Below are 16341 nucleotides of genomic sequence, written 5' to 3'. Positions count from 1 at the left end.
GGTGCGGAGCCCGCCCGGAAGACAGGGCGCCGGTGATCGTCATCTTTGGTGATGGATCGGCTACTCGCTCGCGAAGTTGGGCCAACCGTGCGTTACCGTGACGAAACGGACCCATGGTGGGCCGTCGCACGTACGTGAAGAACCAGGGAGAAGGCCATGGCCAGCAAGGCTGAGAAGATCGTCGCCGGGCTCGGCGGAATCGAGAACATCGAAGAGGTCGAAGGCTGCATCACCCGCCTCCGCACCGAGGTCATCGACCCGAGCAAGGTCGACGAAGCCGCGCTCAAGGCCGCCGGAGCCCACGGCGTCGTCAAGATGGGCACCGCGATCCAGGTCGTCATCGGCACCGACGCGGACCCCATCGCCGCCGACATCGAAGACATGATGTGACCCACCGCTGAACTCCTCGGGCCCCCGGCCCGAGCCCCACAGGCCCCGCCCCACCAGGACGGGGCCTGCGGCGTACCCACCCCCCCACGGCACTGGAACGGCCCACACCCCGCACCCGATAAAGTCGACGCCATGTCTCGTATCGACGGCCGCACCCCCGACCAGCTCCGCCCCGTCACCATCGAACGCGGATGGAGCAAGCACGCCGAAGGATCCGTACTCATCTCCTTCGGCGACACCAAAGTCTTCTGCACCGCCTCCGTCACCGAAGGCGTCCCCCGCTGGCGCAAGGGCAGCGGCGAAGGCTGGGTCACCGCCGAATACTCCATGCTGCCCCGCTCCACCAACACCCGCGGCGACCGCGAATCCGTACGCGGCAAGATCGGCGGCCGCACCCACGAGATCAGCCGCCTCATCGGCCGCTCCCTGCGCGCCGTCATCGACTACAAGGCCCTCGGCGAAAACACCATCGTCCTGGACTGCGACGTCCTCCAGGCCGACGGCGGCACCCGCACCGCCGCCATCACCGGCGCCTACGTCGCCCTCGCCGACGCCATCACCTGGGCCCAGGGCAAGAAGATCATCAAGCACGGCCGCAAGCCGCTGACCGGCACCGTCTCCGCCATCAGCGTCGGCATCGTCGACGGCACCCCCCTCCTCGACCTCTGCTACGAGGAAGACGTCCGCGCCGAAACCGACATGAACGTCGTCTGCACCGGCGACGGCCGCTTCGTCGAGGTCCAGGGCACCGCCGAGGCCGAGCCCTTCGACCGCAAGGAACTCAACGCACTCCTCGACCTCGCCACCGCCGGCTGCGTCGACCTCACCGCCCTCCAGAACGCCGCCCTCGCCCGCACCCTCGGCGAGTAAAGAAGCAACCAAGTCCCCACGCACAGCGTCGATACGAATACGGGCGCACGGGTCGAACCGTGCGCCCGTCCGCGTATCCGCACCCGGGAGGACCACACCATGGCCACGCGCCACCGACGTCACCGCCGCACCGCACTGGCCATCACCGCCGCGCTGATCACCGTCACCGCCGCAGCCGGCTGCAGCGCCCTCGACAAGACACTCGACTGTGTCCGCACCGCCGACGCCATCGCCACCAGCGTCGACAACCTCCAACAGGCCGTCGCCAACGCCTCCAGCGACCCCACCCAGGCCTCCGAAGCACTCGACGAGATCGAGAAGGAACTCGGCAACCTCGGCGACAAGACCGACAACGCAGACCTCAGCAAAGCCGTCGACGACCTCCAATCCGGCGTCGGCAACGTCCGCGACTCCATCGACAAGGGCGACGCCACCCCCGACATCACCCCCGTCACCGACGCGGCAACAGAGATCGGAAAGGTCTGCACCCCGTAAGACGCAGTCACCCCGGCGGCGACAATGGACCCATGACCCGCCTCATCCTCGCCACCCGCAACGCCGGGAAGATCACCGAACTCCACGCGATCCTCGCCGACGCAGGCCTGCCTCACGAACTCGTCGGCGCGGACGCGTACCCGGAGATCCCCGACGTCAAGGAAACCGGCGTCACCTTCGCCGAGAACGCCCTCCTCAAGGCCCACGCCCTGGCCCAGGCCACCGGCCATCCCGCCATCGCCGACGACTCCGGCCTCTGCGTCGACGTACTCGGCGGCGCCCCCGGCATCTTCTCCGCCCGCTGGTCCGGCACCCACGGCAACGACCAGGCCAACCTCGACCTGCTCCTGGCCCAGCTCTCCGACATCGACGACACCCACCGCGCGGCCCACTTCGCCTGCGCCGCCGCCCTCGCCCTCCCGGACGGCACGGAACGCGTGGTCGAGGGCCGCCTGCTCGGCACTCTGCGCCACACCCCGTCCGGCACGGGCGGCTTCGGCTACGACCCGATCCTCCAGCCGGAGGGCGAGACCCGCACCTGCGCGGAGCTGACCCCGGCGGAGAAGAACGCGATCAGCCACCGCGGCAAGGCGTTCCGGGCGCTGGTGCCGGTGGTGCGGGAGTTGGTGGGGTAAGGCCCTCTCCGTGAACGCCGCAGGCCCGGTTCGCTGTGGAAGCGAGCCGGGCCTGTTGCGCGGTGCGGCCGGTGGGATTCGAACCCACACAGGATTTCTCCCAGATGCCCCTAAAACACCCGCCGATACCAGTTTGGCTACGGCCGCATACGTGGATCCATCGTAGCGGGCAGGGGTGTTCGTGGCACAGACAGGCCGCCGCTCCGAGACTCGGAGTCGACTGTCTTCGTCCGGCACCAGGTTTCCGTGAGCGCGTGGCAATTCGGGCAGAGGTATCGAACCGTGGGAAGAGGTGTTTGATCATGACGTGGACGGCCGCTTGCGACCGCGGTAAGTATCCGTAATGGCGTGACAGTTGGGACACAGCAGGCGCAAATTGTCGGGCCGATTGTCCCACCAGTCCCCGTTCCGGTGGTCCACCTCGAGCCGGAGCGGCAGGTTGTTCCAGACGGTGCCCGTGCCACACACCGTGCATCGTTCTTCTACGCCCGTGCGGATGAGCTCTCGGCGGAGCCGTTCCCCGGGCGTCCGTCCGTCCAGTGGGGTCCTCAGAACCAGCAGATTCCCAGGCCGTCCTTTCGGGCGGCGAGGCGGCGGCGAGAAGTGTGCCGTGTCAATGCTCAGCGCACGGATCCGTCGGCTGATGTGGGTGTGATTGCCTCCGACCGGGCTGATGCCAAGACGCCGGAGGACCTCTTTGAGGCTGGTGGACTGGCTGACCACCTCGCGAAGCCGAGCCTCGCTGTGATGGATCCGGCCTGTCGCGAAGTGCGAGATGTCGATGCCCCACTCAGCCATCTTCTTCCGCAGATGGCTCCGGCTCCCCGGCGTAGGCGTACCCCCGCACCACCGCACAGCATCATTGGCGTTCGTCGTCTCGCGAGCCGCCTCTTCGAGCAACTCGCGCGTGTACCGACCCGGCACGTTCCCCTCCGCATCCGGCCGCCCGTTCGCGGCCTCGTACGGAGTAACGAACCGTTTATCGGAGAGTCACGTCCGATATCCGACAAGATGTGGAATGGCCCGCCCCGCTTCGGCGGCAACCGAAGCGGGACGGGCCATTCCCCGTGCAGGACGGGTCAGAACTTCGGGTCCGGCGTCTGGGCCGCGACCAGTTCCTCCGCCTCCGCGCTCGTCTCCACCGACGGGGGCGACCCCGCCAGCGGCTTGTTGGCGGTCTCCTTCATGCAGGCCACCGCGATCACGCCGACCAGTGCCGCCGCCATCGCGTAGTACGCCGGCATCAGGTTGCTGCCCGACCAGCTGATCAATGCCGTGATGACCAGCGGCGTCGTACCGCCGAAGATCGACGCGCTCAGGTTGTAGCCCACCGACAGGGACCCGTAGCGGACGTTCGTCGGGAACAGGGCCGGGAGTGCGGCGGACATCGTGCCGAGCATGCAGACAAGGGAAAGGCCCAGCATCAGCATGCCGATCGTGATCGCCGGGATGCCGCCCTGGCGGATCAGGAGGAAGGCCGGCAGGGAGAGGACCAGGAAGCCGACCATGCCCGTCATGAGGAGCGGCTTGCGGCCGAAGCGGTCGGAGAGTTTGCCGACCTGGCTGATGATCAGCATCAGGAACACCATGACGGCGAGCAGGATCAGCAGGCCGTGGGTCTCGCTGTAGCCGAGTTCGTCGGAGAGGTATGTCGGCATGTACGACAGCAGCATGTAGTCGGTGATGTTGTACGCGCCGACCAGGCAGATGCAGAGGATCAGCGTCGGCCAGTAGTTGCGGAAGATCTTGGCGAGGTCGCCCTTGGCGGTGGTCTCGATGCCGTCCGCGGCCTCGGTGGCGTGGGCGGTGCCGCCCTCCAGTTTCTGGAAGGCGGGGGTCTCGTCGAGGCGCAGTCGCAGGTAGAGGCCGACGAGGCCGAGGGGTCCTGCGACGAGGAAGGGGATGCGCCAGCCCCAGGCTTCCATCTGGGTGTCGTTGAGGAGGGCGTAGAGGGCGGTGACGAGGCCGGCGGCGCCGACGTAGCCGGCGAGGGTGCCGAATTCGAGGAAGCTGCCGAAGTAGCCGCGTCGTTTGTCGGGGGCGTATTCGGCGATGAAGGTGGAGGCGCCGCCGTATTCGCCGCCGGTCGAGAAGCCCTGGAGCATCCGGAAGAGGATGAGGAGGACGGGGGCCCCGACGCCGATGGTGTCGTGGGAGGGGATGAGGCCGATGGCGAAGGTGCCGACGGCCATGAGGATCATGGTGAGGGCGAGGACCTTCTTGCGGCCGATCTTGTCGCCCATGGGGCCGAAGAACATGCCACCGAGGGGTCGTACGAGGAAGGCGACGGCGAAGGTGGCGAAGGACGAGAGGAGCTGGGTGGTGTCGTTCCCGGACGGGAAGAAGACATGGCCCAGAGTGGCGGCCAGGTAGGAGTAGATGCCGAAGTCGAACCACTCCATGGCGTTACCGAGGGATGCCGCCTTGACCGCGCGCTTGACCGCCTGGTCGTCCGTGATGGTGATGTCCGTCCGGCGCAGCTTGGGGTTCTGGCGCTTTCGGATGGCACGGAAGAGGGCGGGGTGGCGTTTGACCGCTTCGGGGTCGGCCGCCTGGTGGGGGTCGGAGGCCGCCATGGCCGGGTCCTTTCCTCGGTGGGTGTTCCAGGAAAGGCTTCTGCGCGGTCTTGGCTGGTGCAAACCGATTCGCCCGGGGATTGGGATGTCCATCACATGTTTTCGGCCGTTCGGCCCAGTCCCCGGGTGGTTTCGTGCGGGTTCGGCAGGTAATCAGATGCCGAGGTCCTTGATGATCTTGGCGACGTGGCCGGTGGCCCTGACGTTGTAGAAGGCGTGTTCGACCTTGCCGTTCTCGTCGACGACGATCGTGGAGCGGATGACGCCCATCACCGTTTTGCCGTAGTTCTTCTTCTCGCCGAAGGCGCCGTAGGCCTCCAGGGTCTCCTTGGCGGGGTCGCCGACCAGGGTGACCTTGAGGTTCTCCTCGTCGCGGAACTTCGCGAGCTTCTCCGGCTTGTCGGGGGAGACGCCGATGACGTCGTAGCCGGCGGCGGTCAGGAGGTCGAGGTTGTCGGTGAAGTCGCAGGCCTGCTTGGTGCAGCCGGGGGTGAGGGCGCGCGGGTAGAAGTAGACGATGACCTTGCGGCCCTTGTGGTCCGCGAGCGAGACGTCGTTCCCGTCGGCGTCGGGGAGGGTGAAGGCGGGGGCGGTGTCGCCGGGCTGGAGTCGCTCGCTCATGGTTCTCCTCGTTGGTACGTGGGGTGTACGGGACCGAGCGTAATAGGGGTGCCGCCGGGTGCGGGGGCGGTCGAGCTGACAGACTGTCGATGAAGGTTTACCGGACGAGGACCACGGAGGCGGCGCAGTGTCGGATGCCAGGAGCCCTGCGCAGATCGAGGCGGACATCATCAGCAGGCGCGAGCAGCTCGCGGTGGTGCTCGATGAGATCGGGGTGCGGGTGCACCCGAAGACGATCATCGGTGACGCGAAGGCGAAGGCGGCCGAGGTGGTGGACCGGACGGCCGGGCGAGCGTTCGTCGCGGTGAACCGGACGGTGTCGGATGTGAAGGCGCAGTTCGTGTCGGAGGACGGCGCGCCGCGTCTGGAGCGGGTGATTCCGGCGGCGTTGCTGGTGGTGGGTGTGATGGGTCTGCTCACTGTGTCCAGGGGGCGGAAGAAGCGTTGACCCCCGAGGGCGTGTGTGTGCCTTGCGGCCAGGTAGGTTGCGGGGCGTGAGCGAGAACACCGACGACAAGCTGCCCATCCGGATGCTGCACGACCGTGTGCTGGTCCGGTCCGATTCGCCTGAGGGCGAGCGGCGTTCCGGCGGCGGGATTCTGATTCCGGCGACGGCTGCGGTCGGGCGTCGGCTGGGTTGGGCCGTGGTGGTTGCGGTGGGGCAGAACGTGCGGACGGTGGAGCCGGGTGACCGGGTGCTGTACGACCCCGAGGACCGTGCCGAGGTCGAGGTGCGGGGCGTGGCGTATGTGCTGATGCGGGAGCGGGATCTGCATGCGGTGGCTGCGGACCGCTTTGAGGGTTCGGTGGATTCGACGGGCCTGTATCTGTAGTCCCGGATTGTGGTGCGTGAGGCCTGGTGACCGTTGTCACCAGGCCTTTTGCCTGTTCTTTGCTACGGTGGTGTGACCCCGACGAGACGCGCCGTACCGGGCTTCCGCAAAGACGACGCACCCGTGTTGTTCGTGTGTTCTGTGTCGTCGGAGGTGCTGTCGTGGCGTGGGTTCTGTTGGTGGTCGCGGGTCTGGTGGAAGTGGCCTGGTCGATCGGGATGAAGTACACCGAGGGGTTCACCCGGCTGTGGCCGAGTGTGTTCACGGGGCTGGGGATTGTCGCGAGCATGCTGTTGCTGTCGCATGCGGCGCGGACTCTGCCGATCGGTACGGCGTACGGGGTGTGGGTCGGTATCGGTGCTGCGGGTGCGGCGGTGCTGGGCATGGTGGTGCTGCATGAGCCGGTGACGGCGGCCCGGATCTTCTTTGTGTGTCTGCTGTTGGTGGCTGTGGTGGGGCTGAAGGCGACTTCGGGTCACTGACGGCTGGTGGCGGTGAGGGCTCGGGTGCCGCGGGCGCCTTCGAGGAAGCCTCCGCCGCCTCCGTTGTCGCCGCCGCCGTTGTTTCCGCCGCCGTTGCTCCCTCCGCCGGTGAATCCTCCGCCGGTGTTGTTTCCGCCGCCCGTTGCTCCGCCGGTGTCGGTGCCGCCGATGGGGGTGTCGGTGGTGCCGGGGGTGGTCTGTGGGGTGGACGGGGTGGTGGGGGGCGTGGTGGACGGGGTGGTGGGGGGTGTGCTGGAGGGGGTCCGGGAGGGTTTTCCGGTGGTGCCGGGTGCGGTGTTCTGGGCGGTGGGCAGTTCGGTCTCGTCGGTGCCGCTCTCCAGGTCGAGGTGGAAGTTCTCGACGGGGGTGCCGCGCAGGGCGGTCCTGGTGTACTGGGCCCAGGTCTGGGCGGGGGCGCCGCCGCCGTTGATGCGGGGGAGGCCGAGTGCTCCGTAGAGCGATTTCTGGGCGCCGGTGTCGGGGTTCTGGCCCATGACGGCGATGACGGTGGCGAGGTCGGGGGTGTAGCCGGCGAACCAGGCGGCCTTGTCCTCCTCGGCGGTGCCGGTCTTTCCGGCGGAGGGGCGGCCGGAGCCCTGGGCCGCGGTGCCGGTGCCGCCGTCGACGACGCTCTGCAGGATCGAGGTGGTGGTGTCGGCGGCTTCGCGGGTGACGGTCTGTTCGGTGGTGCGGTCGGGGAGTTTGATGCTCTCGCCGTCCTTGGTGACCTTGTCGACGAGGACGTGGGCGCCGTGCTTGCCGTGGTTGGCGAGGGTGGCGTAGGCCTCGGTCATGTCGAGGACGCTGGCGGTGGCGGGGCCGAGGGCGATGGAGGGGGAGGCGGTGAGGTCGGGGGTGTCCTTGGGGATGCCGAGGTCGATGGCGGTCTGGCGGACCTTTTCCGGGCCGACGTCCTCGGCCATCTGGGCGTAGACGGCGTTGACGGATTTGTCGGTGGCGGTGCGGACGGTGATGGGGCCGTAGCTGATGTCGTCCTCGTTGGCGGGGGCGTATCCGGTGGGGCCGTCGGGTCCTTGGACCATGCGTTTGTTGGTGCCGTCGTAGATGGTGCTGGGGGTGATGCGGCGGCCGTCCTGGGTGGTGGAGCGGTTGGCGACGGCGGAGGTGAAGACGAATGGTTTGAAGGTGGAGCCGACCTGGTAGTCGCGGCGGGTGGCGTTGTTGACGTACTGCTTGGTGTAGTCGATGCCGCCGTACATGGCGAGGACGCGGCCGGTGGCGGGGTCGATGGAGGTGCCGCCGACGCGGACGTTGCGGTCGGTCTTGTTCTTCTTGCTGGTCTTGGAGATGACGTTGTCGTCGACGGCCTTGATGAGGGCGTCCTGTTTCTCCTTCTCCAGCGTGGTGGTGATGCGGTAGCCGCGGGTGGCGAGGGTCTGCTCGTCGAGGATGTCGTTCTGGACGAGGTAGTCCTCGACGGCCTGGACGATGTAGCCGCGTTGTCCGGAGAGGCTGTTGGCGGGCTTGACGGGGCCGGGTTCGGGGAAGGTGAGGGCGGCGCGTTCGTCGGCGTCGAGCCATTCCTCCTTGACCATGCCGTCGAGTACGTAGTTCCAGCGGGCGACGGCGGCGGGTTCGTTCTCGGGGTGGGTGACGACGTCGTAGGCGCTGGGGGCGTTGAGCAGGGAGGCGAGGTAGGCGCCTTCGGCGGTGGTGATGTCGCCGATGTCCTTGCTGTAGTAGGCCTGGGCGGCGGCCTGGATGCCGTAGGCGTTGCGGCCGAAGTAGCTGGTGTTGAGGTAGCCCTCGAAGATCTGGTCCTTGGACTCTTCGCGGTTGAGCTTGATCGCGATGAAGAATTCCTTGACCTTGCGGACGATGGTCTGTTCCTGGCCCAGGTAGTAGTTCTTGACGTACTGCTGGGTGATGGTGGAGCCGCCCTGTTTGCCCTTGCCGGTGAGGGTGTTCCAGCCGGCCCGGATCATCGCTTTGATGTCGACGGCGCGTTCGGAGTAGAAGTCGCGGTCCTCGGCGGCGAGGACGGCGTGCTGGACGGTGCGGGGGACCTGGGCGAGTTTGATGTTCTCCCGGTTCACGTCGCCGTCGCGGGCGATGACGCTGCCGTCCTTGTAGAGGTAGACGTTGGACTGGGCGGTGGCGCTGGCGTTGGCGGGTGGGATGTCGACGAGTTGGTAGCCGGCGATGAAGCCGCCGATCAGGACCAGTGCGATGAGGAGGAGGCCGCCGAGGACCATGCGCCAGGTGGGGATGGCGCGGCGCCAGCCGGTGCGTTTGGGGCGCTTGGGTTTCTTCTGCTTCTTCGTACCGGTGTCGCCGGTGTCGCCGGTGTCGCCGGTGCCGGCGGTGCCCGCGGTGGCCGGGGTGTCCTGTTCCGCGCGGGCGGCGGCGTCGACAGACAGGTCTCTGGGGTTCCAGCCTCGGTCGCCCGGGTCCCCGTTCTGCTGCTGTGGCTCGTCGCTCATGTCGGTGCAGACTCCTCGGCCGCGGTCAGTTCCCCCATAGTGCACTTTTATGCGGAATATCCATCGGATCGACCTTCGTAAAGCGGTCGCGGCGGTTGCCCCGACTGGACTAGGCTCCTGCGCTTTGGTGTCCGCGCGCGGCGGGGCACCCGATCGCGGGGGGTGGTTGCTGTGCGGCTCTATGCGGTGGTGGCGGCGGGCGGGTTCCGGCGCTATGCCACGTACCGGATCGAGACGGCCGCGGGGGTGTTCACCAACACGGTCTTCGGGTTCATCCTGGCGTACACGTATGTGGCGCTGTGGGACGAGCGACCGCAGCTCGGCGGTTACGACATGTCGCAGGCGCTCACGTACGTGTGGCTGGGGCAGGCGCTGCTGATGACGTGCGTGATGATGGGCGGGGGTTTCGAGGACGAGCTGATCGAGCGGATCCGTACGGGTGACATCGCGGTCGATCTCTACCGGCCGGTCGATCTTCAACTGTGGTGGCTGGCCGGCGACTTGGGCCGGGCGGCGTTTCATCTGCTGGGGCGCGGCATCGTGCCGATGATTCTCGGCTCGCTGGCCTTCGACCTGGCGATGCCCGAATCGCCGGGGACCTGGGTGGCCTTCCTGGTCGCGGTGATGCTGGGTGTCGTGGTGAGTTTCGCGATCCGCTATCTGGTGGCGCTGTCGGCGTTCTGGCTGATGGACGGGGCGGGCGCGGCGCAGATGGCGTTCCTGGCGGGGATGTTCTTCTCGGGGATGCTGCTGCCGCTGAATCTGTTCCCGGGGCTGCTGGGTGAGGTGGCGCGGGCGCTGCCGTGGTCGGCGCTGCTCCAGGTGCCGGCCGATGTGTTCCTCGGCAAGCACACGGGCTGGGGTCTGGTGCGGGTGTACGCGTTCCAGGCGGGTTGGGCGCTGGTGTTGCTGCTGGCGGGGCGGTTGCTGCAGTCGGTGGCGACGCGAAGGGTGGTGGTCCAGGGTGGCTGAGGTGGTGGACGCGGTGGACGTGGCCGTGGGGGAGGCGCCCGGGGCGGTGTTCGTCCCGCGGTCGCGGGTGGCCGAGGGGGTCCGGGCGTATGGGCTGATTGTCGCGATGTGGCTGCGCTCGACGATGGCGTACCGGGCGTCGTTCGTGATGACGACGTTCGGGAACTTCCTGGCGACGGCGTTCGACTTCGTCGCGATTCTGCTGATGTTCTCGCACGTCGACGCGCTGGGCGGTTACACGCTGGCGGAGATCGCCCTGCTGTACGGGGCGGCGGGTACGTCGTTCGGTCTGGCGGATCTGCTGATGGGGTCGATGGACCGGCTGGGCCGCCGGGTGCGGGACGGGACGCTGGACACGCTGCTGGTGCGGCCGGTTCCGGTGCTCGCGCAGGTGGCGGCGGACCGGTTCGCGCTGCGCAGGCTGGGGCGGGTGACGCAGGGGCTGCTGGTGTTCGGCTATGCGCTGGTGACGCTGGACATCGACTGGACGGTGGCGAAGGTGGTGCTGGTGCCGCTGATGGTGCTGAGCGGGGCGGCGATCTTCGGGGCGGTGTTCGTGGCGGGGGCGGCGTTCCAGTTCGTGGCGCAGGATGCCTCGCAGGTGCAGAACTCCTTTACGTACGGGGGCGCCACGCTTCTCCAGTACCCGCCGACGGTCTTCGCGACGGACCTGGTGCGCGGGGTGACGTTCGTGGTGCCGCTGGCCTTCGTGAACTGGCTGCCGTCGTTGTATGTGCTGGGCAGGGAGTATCCGCTGGGTCTGCCGGACTGGGTGGCGTTCCTGCCGCCGCTGGTGGCGGCAGCGTGCGGGGCGGTCGCGGGTCTGGCGTGGCGGGCGGGGCTGCGGGCGTACCGGAGCACGGGAAGTTGACGGAGTTCGAGCGAGAAGGGGCAACGGGCATGGACACGGACACGGACTTCATCGAGCTCGATGGTGTCGAGAAGGTCTTCGACGTCCGCCGCAGGACGGGCTTCCTGCGCAGCGAACGGCGTGAGGTGCGGGCCGTCGACGGGATCAGCTTCCGCGTGGCGCGCGGTGAGATGGTCGGCTACATCGGCCCGAACGGGGCGGGGAAGTCGACGACGATCAAGATGCTGACCGGGATTCTCACCCCGAGTGCCGGTGCGCTGCGGGTGGCGGGCATCGATCCCTCCCGGGAGCGTACGAGGCTGGCGCAGCGGATCGGTGTGGTCTTCGGGCAGCGCACCACGCTGTGGTGGGACCTGCCGTTGCGTGACTCGTACCGGCTGATGCACCGGATGTACCGGATTCCTGATGACCGCTTCCGCGTCAACATGGACCGCTGTATCGAACTCCTCGATCTGGCCGAGCTGTTGGATGTGCCGGTACGTCAGTTGTCTTTGGGTCAGCGGATGCGTGGTGACATCGCCGCGGCACTTCTGCACGATCCGGAGGTGTTGTACCTGGACGAGCCGACGATCGGCCTCGATGTGGTGTCGAAGGCCAAGGTCCGTGGTTTTCTGCGGGACTTGAATGCGGAGCGCGGTACGACGGTGCTGCTCACCACGCACGATCTGACCGACATCGAGCAGCTGTGCAAGCGGGTGATGGTGATCGACCACGGTCGCCTGATGTATGACGGTGCGCTCGCCGGGCTGCATGAGGTGGGCGAGAGCGAGCGGATGCTCGTGGTGGACCTGGAGCGTGAACTCCCTCCGATCCGGCTGGAGTCGGAGCCTTCGGTGCGTACGGTGAAGGTGGAGGGGGTGCGGCAGTGGCTGGCGTTCCCGGCGTCGGCTTCGGCGGCGCCGCTGGTGGCGCGGATCGCCGCGGAGTACCCGTTGATGGACCTGTCGGTGCGGGAACCGGACATCGAGGCCGTGATCGCGAAGATGTACGCGTCGGCTACCGGCCTGTAGATCGGTGACGGGAGCGTACGCGTTCAATAGGCTGCGCGTATGACAAGCGAACTTCCGGATATGCGCGCCTCCGATGCCGAACGTGAACGGATCGCCGAGATCCTGCGTGAGGCGGTGGCCGAGGGCCGGTTGCGGATGGAGGAGTTCGAGCAGCGGCTCGACGCCGCCTACAAGGCCCGTACGCATGGTGAGCTGGAACCGCTCGTCCGTGATCTGCCCGCCCCTGGTGGAGCGGTGGCGCCGGTGGCTGCGGGGCAGCCCCGGACGGGTTCGATGGCCCGTTGGCCGGACCGGATCGGAAAGCCGGCGACGTCCGGTGGCGGCTTCGCGCTCTGGGGCGGGTTCCGGCGCCAGGGGAACTGGACCGTCGGCCGGGTGTTCACCGCGTTCGCGATGTGGGGCGGCGGCACCATCGATCTGCGCGAGGCGAACTTCGAGGCCCGTGAGGTGGTCATCCGCTGCTTCACGATCATGGGTGGCATCCATGTGACGGTTCCCCCGGACCTGAACGTGGACGTCCGCGGCATCGGCATCATGGGCGGTTTCGGGGAGCACTCGAGGGACGCCGGGATTCCCGCGCCGGACGCTCCCCGGGTGCGGGTCACCGGTTTCGCGCTGATGGGCGGCGTCGGTGTGGAGCACAAGCGGAGCAAGGCGGAGAAGCAGCGCGCGCGGGACGCGGAGAGGCAGCGCCTGGGGGACGCGGAGCGCCCGCGGCTGGTGAAGGGCGACGACGGCCGCTGAGGGCTGTCCCGCCCGGACAGGCCCCGGGGCCGTTCTTATCCCCCGCCGGGCCCCGCGCCGCCCCCGCCGTCCCCTACAGTGCGCCCGAAGGCGGCTGTGTGCGCAGCAGGTCGGCCACGTCGGCCAGCGATCCCAGGCGCCGGTAGCCGGCGTCGTTCAGGTGGACGTGGTCGCCGGAGTCGTAGGCGGGCAGCAGCCGGTCCGGTTGCGAGGGGTCGCGCACGGCGTTCTCGAAGTCGAGCACCTGGTCGAAGATCCCGCCTGCCCGGATCGTCTCGTTGACCCGGGCGTGTACGGCGTTCTGGGCGGGGGTCCAGTTGCGGTAGCCCTCGTACGGCATCAGGGTCGTGCCGATGACCCGCAGTCCGCGGGTGTGCGCGCGCTGGGTCAGGGCGCGCAGGGCGTCCGTGATCCGTGCGGGGTCCGTCTCCTGGGGGAAGGCCTGGATGTCGTTGATGCCGAGGGCGATGACGACGGTCTTCGCCCCGGTGACGCTCAGGACGTCGCGTTCGAAGCGGTCGAGTGCGCGCGGCCCGATGCCGTTGCGCAGGATGCGGTTGCCGGCGATGCCCTGGTTGACCACCGCGTACCGGCCGTGCAGCCGGTCGGCGAGGACGTCGGGCCAGCGGTTGTTCGCGTCGGTGGTGGAGCCGGTGCCCGCGGTGAGCGAGTCGCCGAACGCCACGAGGGTTCCGGCGGCGGCCTTGCCCCGTACGTCGACGCCGGTGAGGTAGCGCCAGTCCGTGGTGCGCCGGGTGCCCTGCGGGTCTTCGGTGAAGGACGTCTGGTGGCTGTTGGGGTGGATGGTGACCGGGCCCCGGGCGGTGGGGGTGCGCAGGGTGACGACGAGATCGGCGTCGGCGGCGACCGGGACGGCGACGGGGTCGCTGACGATCTGCCCGCCGGTGGCGACCGTCACGGAGGGCGCGCCGTGGAACGTGACCGGGAGGGCGTTCACGGTGACGCGGTCGACGAGCAGCGGATGCGTACCGAAGAGGTTGGAGAGGGTGATGCGGGCCGCGTCGCCGCCGATGCTGGTGTGCACGACGTTACGGATGGTGCGCAGGGCCGGGTGTGTGCCCTGGTCCGGGTCGATCTCCCCGCGTACGGGGGCCGCGGCCCAGGTGGCGAGCCAGAGGCCGGTGGAGTGGGCCGGTGCGGCGGGTGCCCGGGCCACTCCCTGCGGGCCGGGGGCGGCGGCCGGCTTCACCCGGGGCTGCCCGGAGAACAGCAGGGAGCCCGCGAACGCCACGACGGCGGCGAGCGCGGCGGTGCCCACCACTAGGGCTAGGAGCAGGGCGTACTCGTGGCGCCTGGGCATGGACGGTGTGTCTCCTCGTTTGTTCGTGGGGCCGTAACCATGATGCGGCAGGGCGCGGGGAACTCGACGTGCGGCCCGGGAGTAGGTCAGGTAAGGACAATGCGTACGGGACGCCGGGGGCGACGGTTACGCGGACGGGTGGAGCGGATGGAACGGATCGAAGGCACGGCCGAGGACGCGGCGGACGAGGCCACGGGCGCGGGCGGCCCCGGGGAGGGCCCGGAGCGGCGGGCGGGCACCCGTCCGTCGGCGTCCCTCGCCTCGTTCGCGTACACCGCCGCGGATGAGGAGAAGCGTCGTGGCGTACGCCGTATGAAGACCACGGCCACTGGCCTCCTTCTGCTGGTCGCGCTCGTGTACGTCCTCGCCATCTGGGCGAGGAAGGAGGGGGTGGGCGGCTGGCCGGGCTTCGTCGCGGCGGCCGCCGAGGCGGGCATGGTGGGTGCGCTGGCTGACTGGTTCGCCGTCACGGCCCTCTTCAAGCGTCCGCTCGGACTGCCGATTCCGCACACCGCCATCATTCCCACGAAGAAGGACCAGTTGGGGGCCTCGCTCGGTTCCTTCGTCGGCGAGAACTTTCTGTCGGGCGGGGTCGTCCGCGACCGGATCCACTCGCTCGCCATCGGTGGCCGGCTGGGTGCCTGGCTCGCGGAGCCGGAGCATGCGGACCGGGTCACGGCCGAGCTGTCGACCGCGTTGCGGGGTGCGCTGACCGTGCTTCGTGATGCGGATGTGCAGGCGGTGGTCGGTGAGGCGATCACCCGGCGGGCGAACGCGGCGGAGATCGGTCCCGGCCTCGGGAAGATGCTGGAGAAGGTCGTCGCGGACGGCGGGCACCGCAAGGTGGTGGACCTGGTCTGTGTGCGGGCGCACGACTGGCTGGTGCAGCACGGTGACTCGGTGATGGACGCGGTGCAGGGCGGTGCGCCGGGCTGGACCCCGCGGTTCGTCGACAAGCGGGTGGGTGAGCGGGTCTACAAGGAGCTGCTGCGGTTCATCACCGAGATGCGTGACATGCCGGGGCATCCGGCGCGCGGCTCGATCGACACGTTCCTGACGGACTTCGCGGCGGATCTCCAGACGGATTCGGAGACCAGGGCCCGGGTGGAGCGGCTGAAGTCGGAGATCCTGGGGCGCGGCGAGGTCCAGGACGTCATCGCCTCGGCCTGGTCGTCCGTCCGCACGATGGTGATCGCGGCTGCGGAGGACGAGCGGAGCGAGCTGCGGCTGCGGGCCCGCGCCTCGCTGATGGCGCTGGGTGCCAGGCTGGCGACGGACGGGCGGCTCCAGGCGAAGCTGGAGGGCTGGGTGGAGGACGTGGCGGTGTACGTCGTGACGACGTACCGGGCGGAGATCACGTCGCTGATCAGTGACACGGTGGCCGGCTGGGACGCGGACCAGACGTCGAAGAAGATCGAGGCCCACATCGGCCGTGACCTGCAGTTCATCCGGATCAACGGCACGGTGGTGGGTGCGCTGGCGGGTCTGGCGATCTATTCGGTGTCGCGGGCGCTGGGGGCGTGACAACGCGGCCCGGATCGTCCGGCGCATCGGACACCCGGCGACGGTCCCGCAGATGTCGCACGGTGGCGTGTACGTGGACGGCACCGCCCGCGTGACCGTAGAGCGTCCGCCGGTGGCGTGAGGCCGGGTGCGTGTCCGTCCTGTCGATTGGTGCGGACACGCACCCGGGTTACGCGGGGGAGTGCCCATGGGTACGCACCCCGCCCCGTCGGCGTTCAACCCGGCGGAAGGAACTTTCTCAGGCCGCGCGCCGGGTGACCGCCCAGGACGCGGCGGCCACCGTGCCCGCCACGGCGAAGACCGCGGGCCAGGCGCCGATCCTCTTGGCGAGCGGGTGTGAACCCGCGAAGGCGGCGACGTAGGCGGTGGTCAGGCCGACGGCGGCACGCGGCCCGGCCTGCCGGTTCCACTGGTACGCCGCGACCGTGCCCGCAGCGGCGAGGGCGACCCCGCCCAGCGGGCGCTTCCCGGTCCACCGGGCCGTGGCGTAACCGCCGACCAGTCCGCCCGCCGCCACTGCCGCTGCCGGAACCTTCGCCATCGCAGCCACCTC

Annotated in this window: 18 protein-coding genes, 1 tRNA gene and 1 riboswitch; of the genes, 12 read left to right on the top strand and 7 right to left on the bottom strand. The window is 68.9% G+C overall.

The features are described from left to right. Window positions 1-156 precede the first annotated feature (156 nt). The 4 genes from SH922_RS14490 (at window position 157) to rdgB (ending at window position 2390) form a co-directional block, all read left to right on the top strand. Complete coding sequence (locus SH922_RS14490; RefSeq protein ID WP_018517946.1) at window positions 157-390, top strand: glucose PTS transporter subunit EIIB; 234 nt, start codon at window positions 157-159, stop codon at window positions 388-390. A gap of 132 nt (window positions 391-522) precedes the next feature. Further along, window positions 523-1260: a ribonuclease PH gene (gene rph, locus SH922_RS14485; RefSeq protein WP_393058374.1), complete on the top strand. Its 738-nt coding sequence runs from the start codon at window positions 523-525 to the stop codon at window positions 1258-1260. 99 nt (window positions 1261-1359) lie between these two features. Next, window positions 1360-1755, top strand: a complete 396-nt coding sequence (locus SH922_RS14480) for a hypothetical protein (RefSeq protein ID WP_393058373.1) — start codon at window positions 1360-1362, stop codon at window positions 1753-1755. A gap of 32 nt (window positions 1756-1787) precedes the next feature. Continuing rightward, on the top strand, window positions 1788-2390 hold the full coding sequence (gene rdgB / locus SH922_RS14475; RefSeq protein WP_393058372.1) for an RdgB/HAM1 family non-canonical purine NTP pyrophosphatase: 603 nt from the start codon (window positions 1788-1790) through the stop codon (window positions 2388-2390). Window positions 2391-2453: 63 nt separating this feature from the next. Here the strand turns inward: rdgB and SH922_RS14470 are convergent. From SH922_RS14470 to bcp, 4 genes are all read right to left on the bottom strand, one after another. After that, window positions 2454-2537, bottom strand: a tRNA-Leu gene (locus tag SH922_RS14470). Window positions 2538-2690: 153 nt separating this feature from the next. Further along, on the bottom strand, window positions 2691-3188 hold the full coding sequence (locus tag SH922_RS14465; protein WP_393058371.1) for an HNH endonuclease: 498 nt from the start codon (window positions 3186-3188) through the stop codon (window positions 2691-2693). 281 nt (window positions 3189-3469) lie between these two features. Continuing rightward, complete coding sequence (gene proP / locus SH922_RS14460) at window positions 3470-4966, bottom strand: glycine betaine/L-proline transporter ProP (protein ID WP_393058370.1); 1497 nt, start codon at window positions 4964-4966, stop codon at window positions 3470-3472. A 153-nt stretch (window positions 4967-5119) separates the two neighbouring features. Further along, window positions 5120-5587: a thioredoxin-dependent thiol peroxidase gene (bcp, locus tag SH922_RS14455; protein WP_393058369.1), complete on the bottom strand. Its 468-nt coding sequence runs from the start codon at window positions 5585-5587 to the stop codon at window positions 5120-5122. Window positions 5588-5714: 127 nt separating this feature from the next. On the opposite strand from bcp, the gene SH922_RS14450 reads away from it, so the two are divergent. The 3 genes from SH922_RS14450 (at window position 5715) to SH922_RS14440 (ending at window position 6902) form a co-directional block, all read left to right on the top strand. Then, window positions 5715-6035 carry a DUF3618 domain-containing protein gene (locus tag SH922_RS14450; RefSeq protein WP_393058368.1) on the top strand — a complete coding sequence of 107 codons (321 nt, stop codon included), beginning with the start codon at window positions 5715-5717 and terminating at the stop codon, window positions 6033-6035. Window positions 6036-6081: 46 nt separating this feature from the next. After that, window positions 6082-6420 carry a co-chaperone GroES gene (locus tag SH922_RS14445; RefSeq protein ID WP_266779271.1) on the top strand — a complete coding sequence of 113 codons (339 nt, stop codon included), beginning with the start codon at window positions 6082-6084 and terminating at the stop codon, window positions 6418-6420. A gap of 56 nt (window positions 6421-6476) precedes the next feature. Continuing rightward, window positions 6477-6542: riboswitch (guanidine-III (ykkC-III) riboswitch) on the top strand. 39 nt (window positions 6543-6581) lie between these two features. Next, complete coding sequence (locus tag SH922_RS14440) at window positions 6582-6902, top strand: DMT family transporter (protein WP_393058367.1); 321 nt, start codon at window positions 6582-6584, stop codon at window positions 6900-6902. Here SH922_RS14440 and SH922_RS14435 read toward each other — a convergent pair. Continuing rightward, complete coding sequence (locus SH922_RS14435; RefSeq protein WP_393058366.1) at window positions 6896-9346, bottom strand: transglycosylase domain-containing protein; 2451 nt, start codon at window positions 9344-9346, stop codon at window positions 6896-6898. The two genes, SH922_RS14440 and SH922_RS14435, sit on opposite strands and share 7 nt — an antisense overlap. A gap of 171 nt (window positions 9347-9517) precedes the next feature. On the opposite strand from SH922_RS14435, the gene SH922_RS14430 reads away from it, so the two are divergent. From SH922_RS14430 to SH922_RS14415, 4 genes are read left to right on the top strand one after another with little or no spacing between them, the layout of a single operon-like run. Then, a complete protein-coding gene (locus tag SH922_RS14430) occupies window positions 9518-10318 on the top strand; it encodes an ABC transporter permease (RefSeq protein ID WP_393058365.1) in 801 nt (266 codons plus the stop codon). Beyond that, a complete protein-coding gene (locus tag SH922_RS14425; protein ID WP_393058364.1) occupies window positions 10311-11189 on the top strand; it encodes an ABC transporter permease in 879 nt (292 codons plus the stop codon). Before SH922_RS14430 ends, SH922_RS14425 begins: the two co-directional genes overlap by 8 nt. A gap of 29 nt (window positions 11190-11218) precedes the next feature. Next, entirely contained in the window at window positions 11219-12199 is a 981-nt protein-coding gene (locus SH922_RS14420) for an ATP-binding cassette domain-containing protein (RefSeq protein WP_393058363.1), read from the top strand. Between the two features lie 60 nt (window positions 12200-12259). Beyond that, window positions 12260-12943, top strand: coding sequence for a DUF1707 domain-containing protein (locus tag SH922_RS14415; RefSeq protein ID WP_393063566.1), 684 nt, complete (start codon window positions 12260-12262; stop codon window positions 12941-12943). A 73-nt stretch (window positions 12944-13016) separates the two neighbouring features. Here the strand turns inward: SH922_RS14415 and SH922_RS14410 are convergent, their stop codons facing one another. Continuing rightward, window positions 13017-14264 (bottom strand): SGNH/GDSL hydrolase family protein, encoded by a 1248-nt coding sequence (locus tag SH922_RS14410; RefSeq protein ID WP_393058362.1) that lies wholly within the window; start codon window positions 14262-14264, stop codon window positions 13017-13019. 147 nt (window positions 14265-14411) lie between these two features. Between SH922_RS14410 and SH922_RS14405 the strand changes: the two genes are divergently transcribed. Further along, on the top strand, window positions 14412-15788 hold the full coding sequence (locus tag SH922_RS14405) for a DUF445 domain-containing protein (protein WP_393058361.1): 1377 nt from the start codon (window positions 14412-14414) through the stop codon (window positions 15786-15788). Between the two features lie 238 nt (window positions 15789-16026). On the opposite strand, the gene SH922_RS14400 is transcribed toward SH922_RS14405, so the two are convergent. Next, window positions 16027-16329: a hypothetical protein gene (locus SH922_RS14400; RefSeq protein WP_393058360.1), complete on the bottom strand. Its 303-nt coding sequence runs from the start codon at window positions 16327-16329 to the stop codon at window positions 16027-16029. Window positions 16330-16341 lie beyond the last annotated feature (12 nt).

The organism is Streptomyces sp. LN549 (assembly GCF_043203805.1).
Classification (GTDB): Bacteria; Actinomycetota; Actinomycetes; order Streptomycetales; family Streptomycetaceae; genus Streptomyces.
Note: the sequence above shows the minus strand (reverse complement) of the source record. Positions and strands in the feature narration are given on the sequence as shown.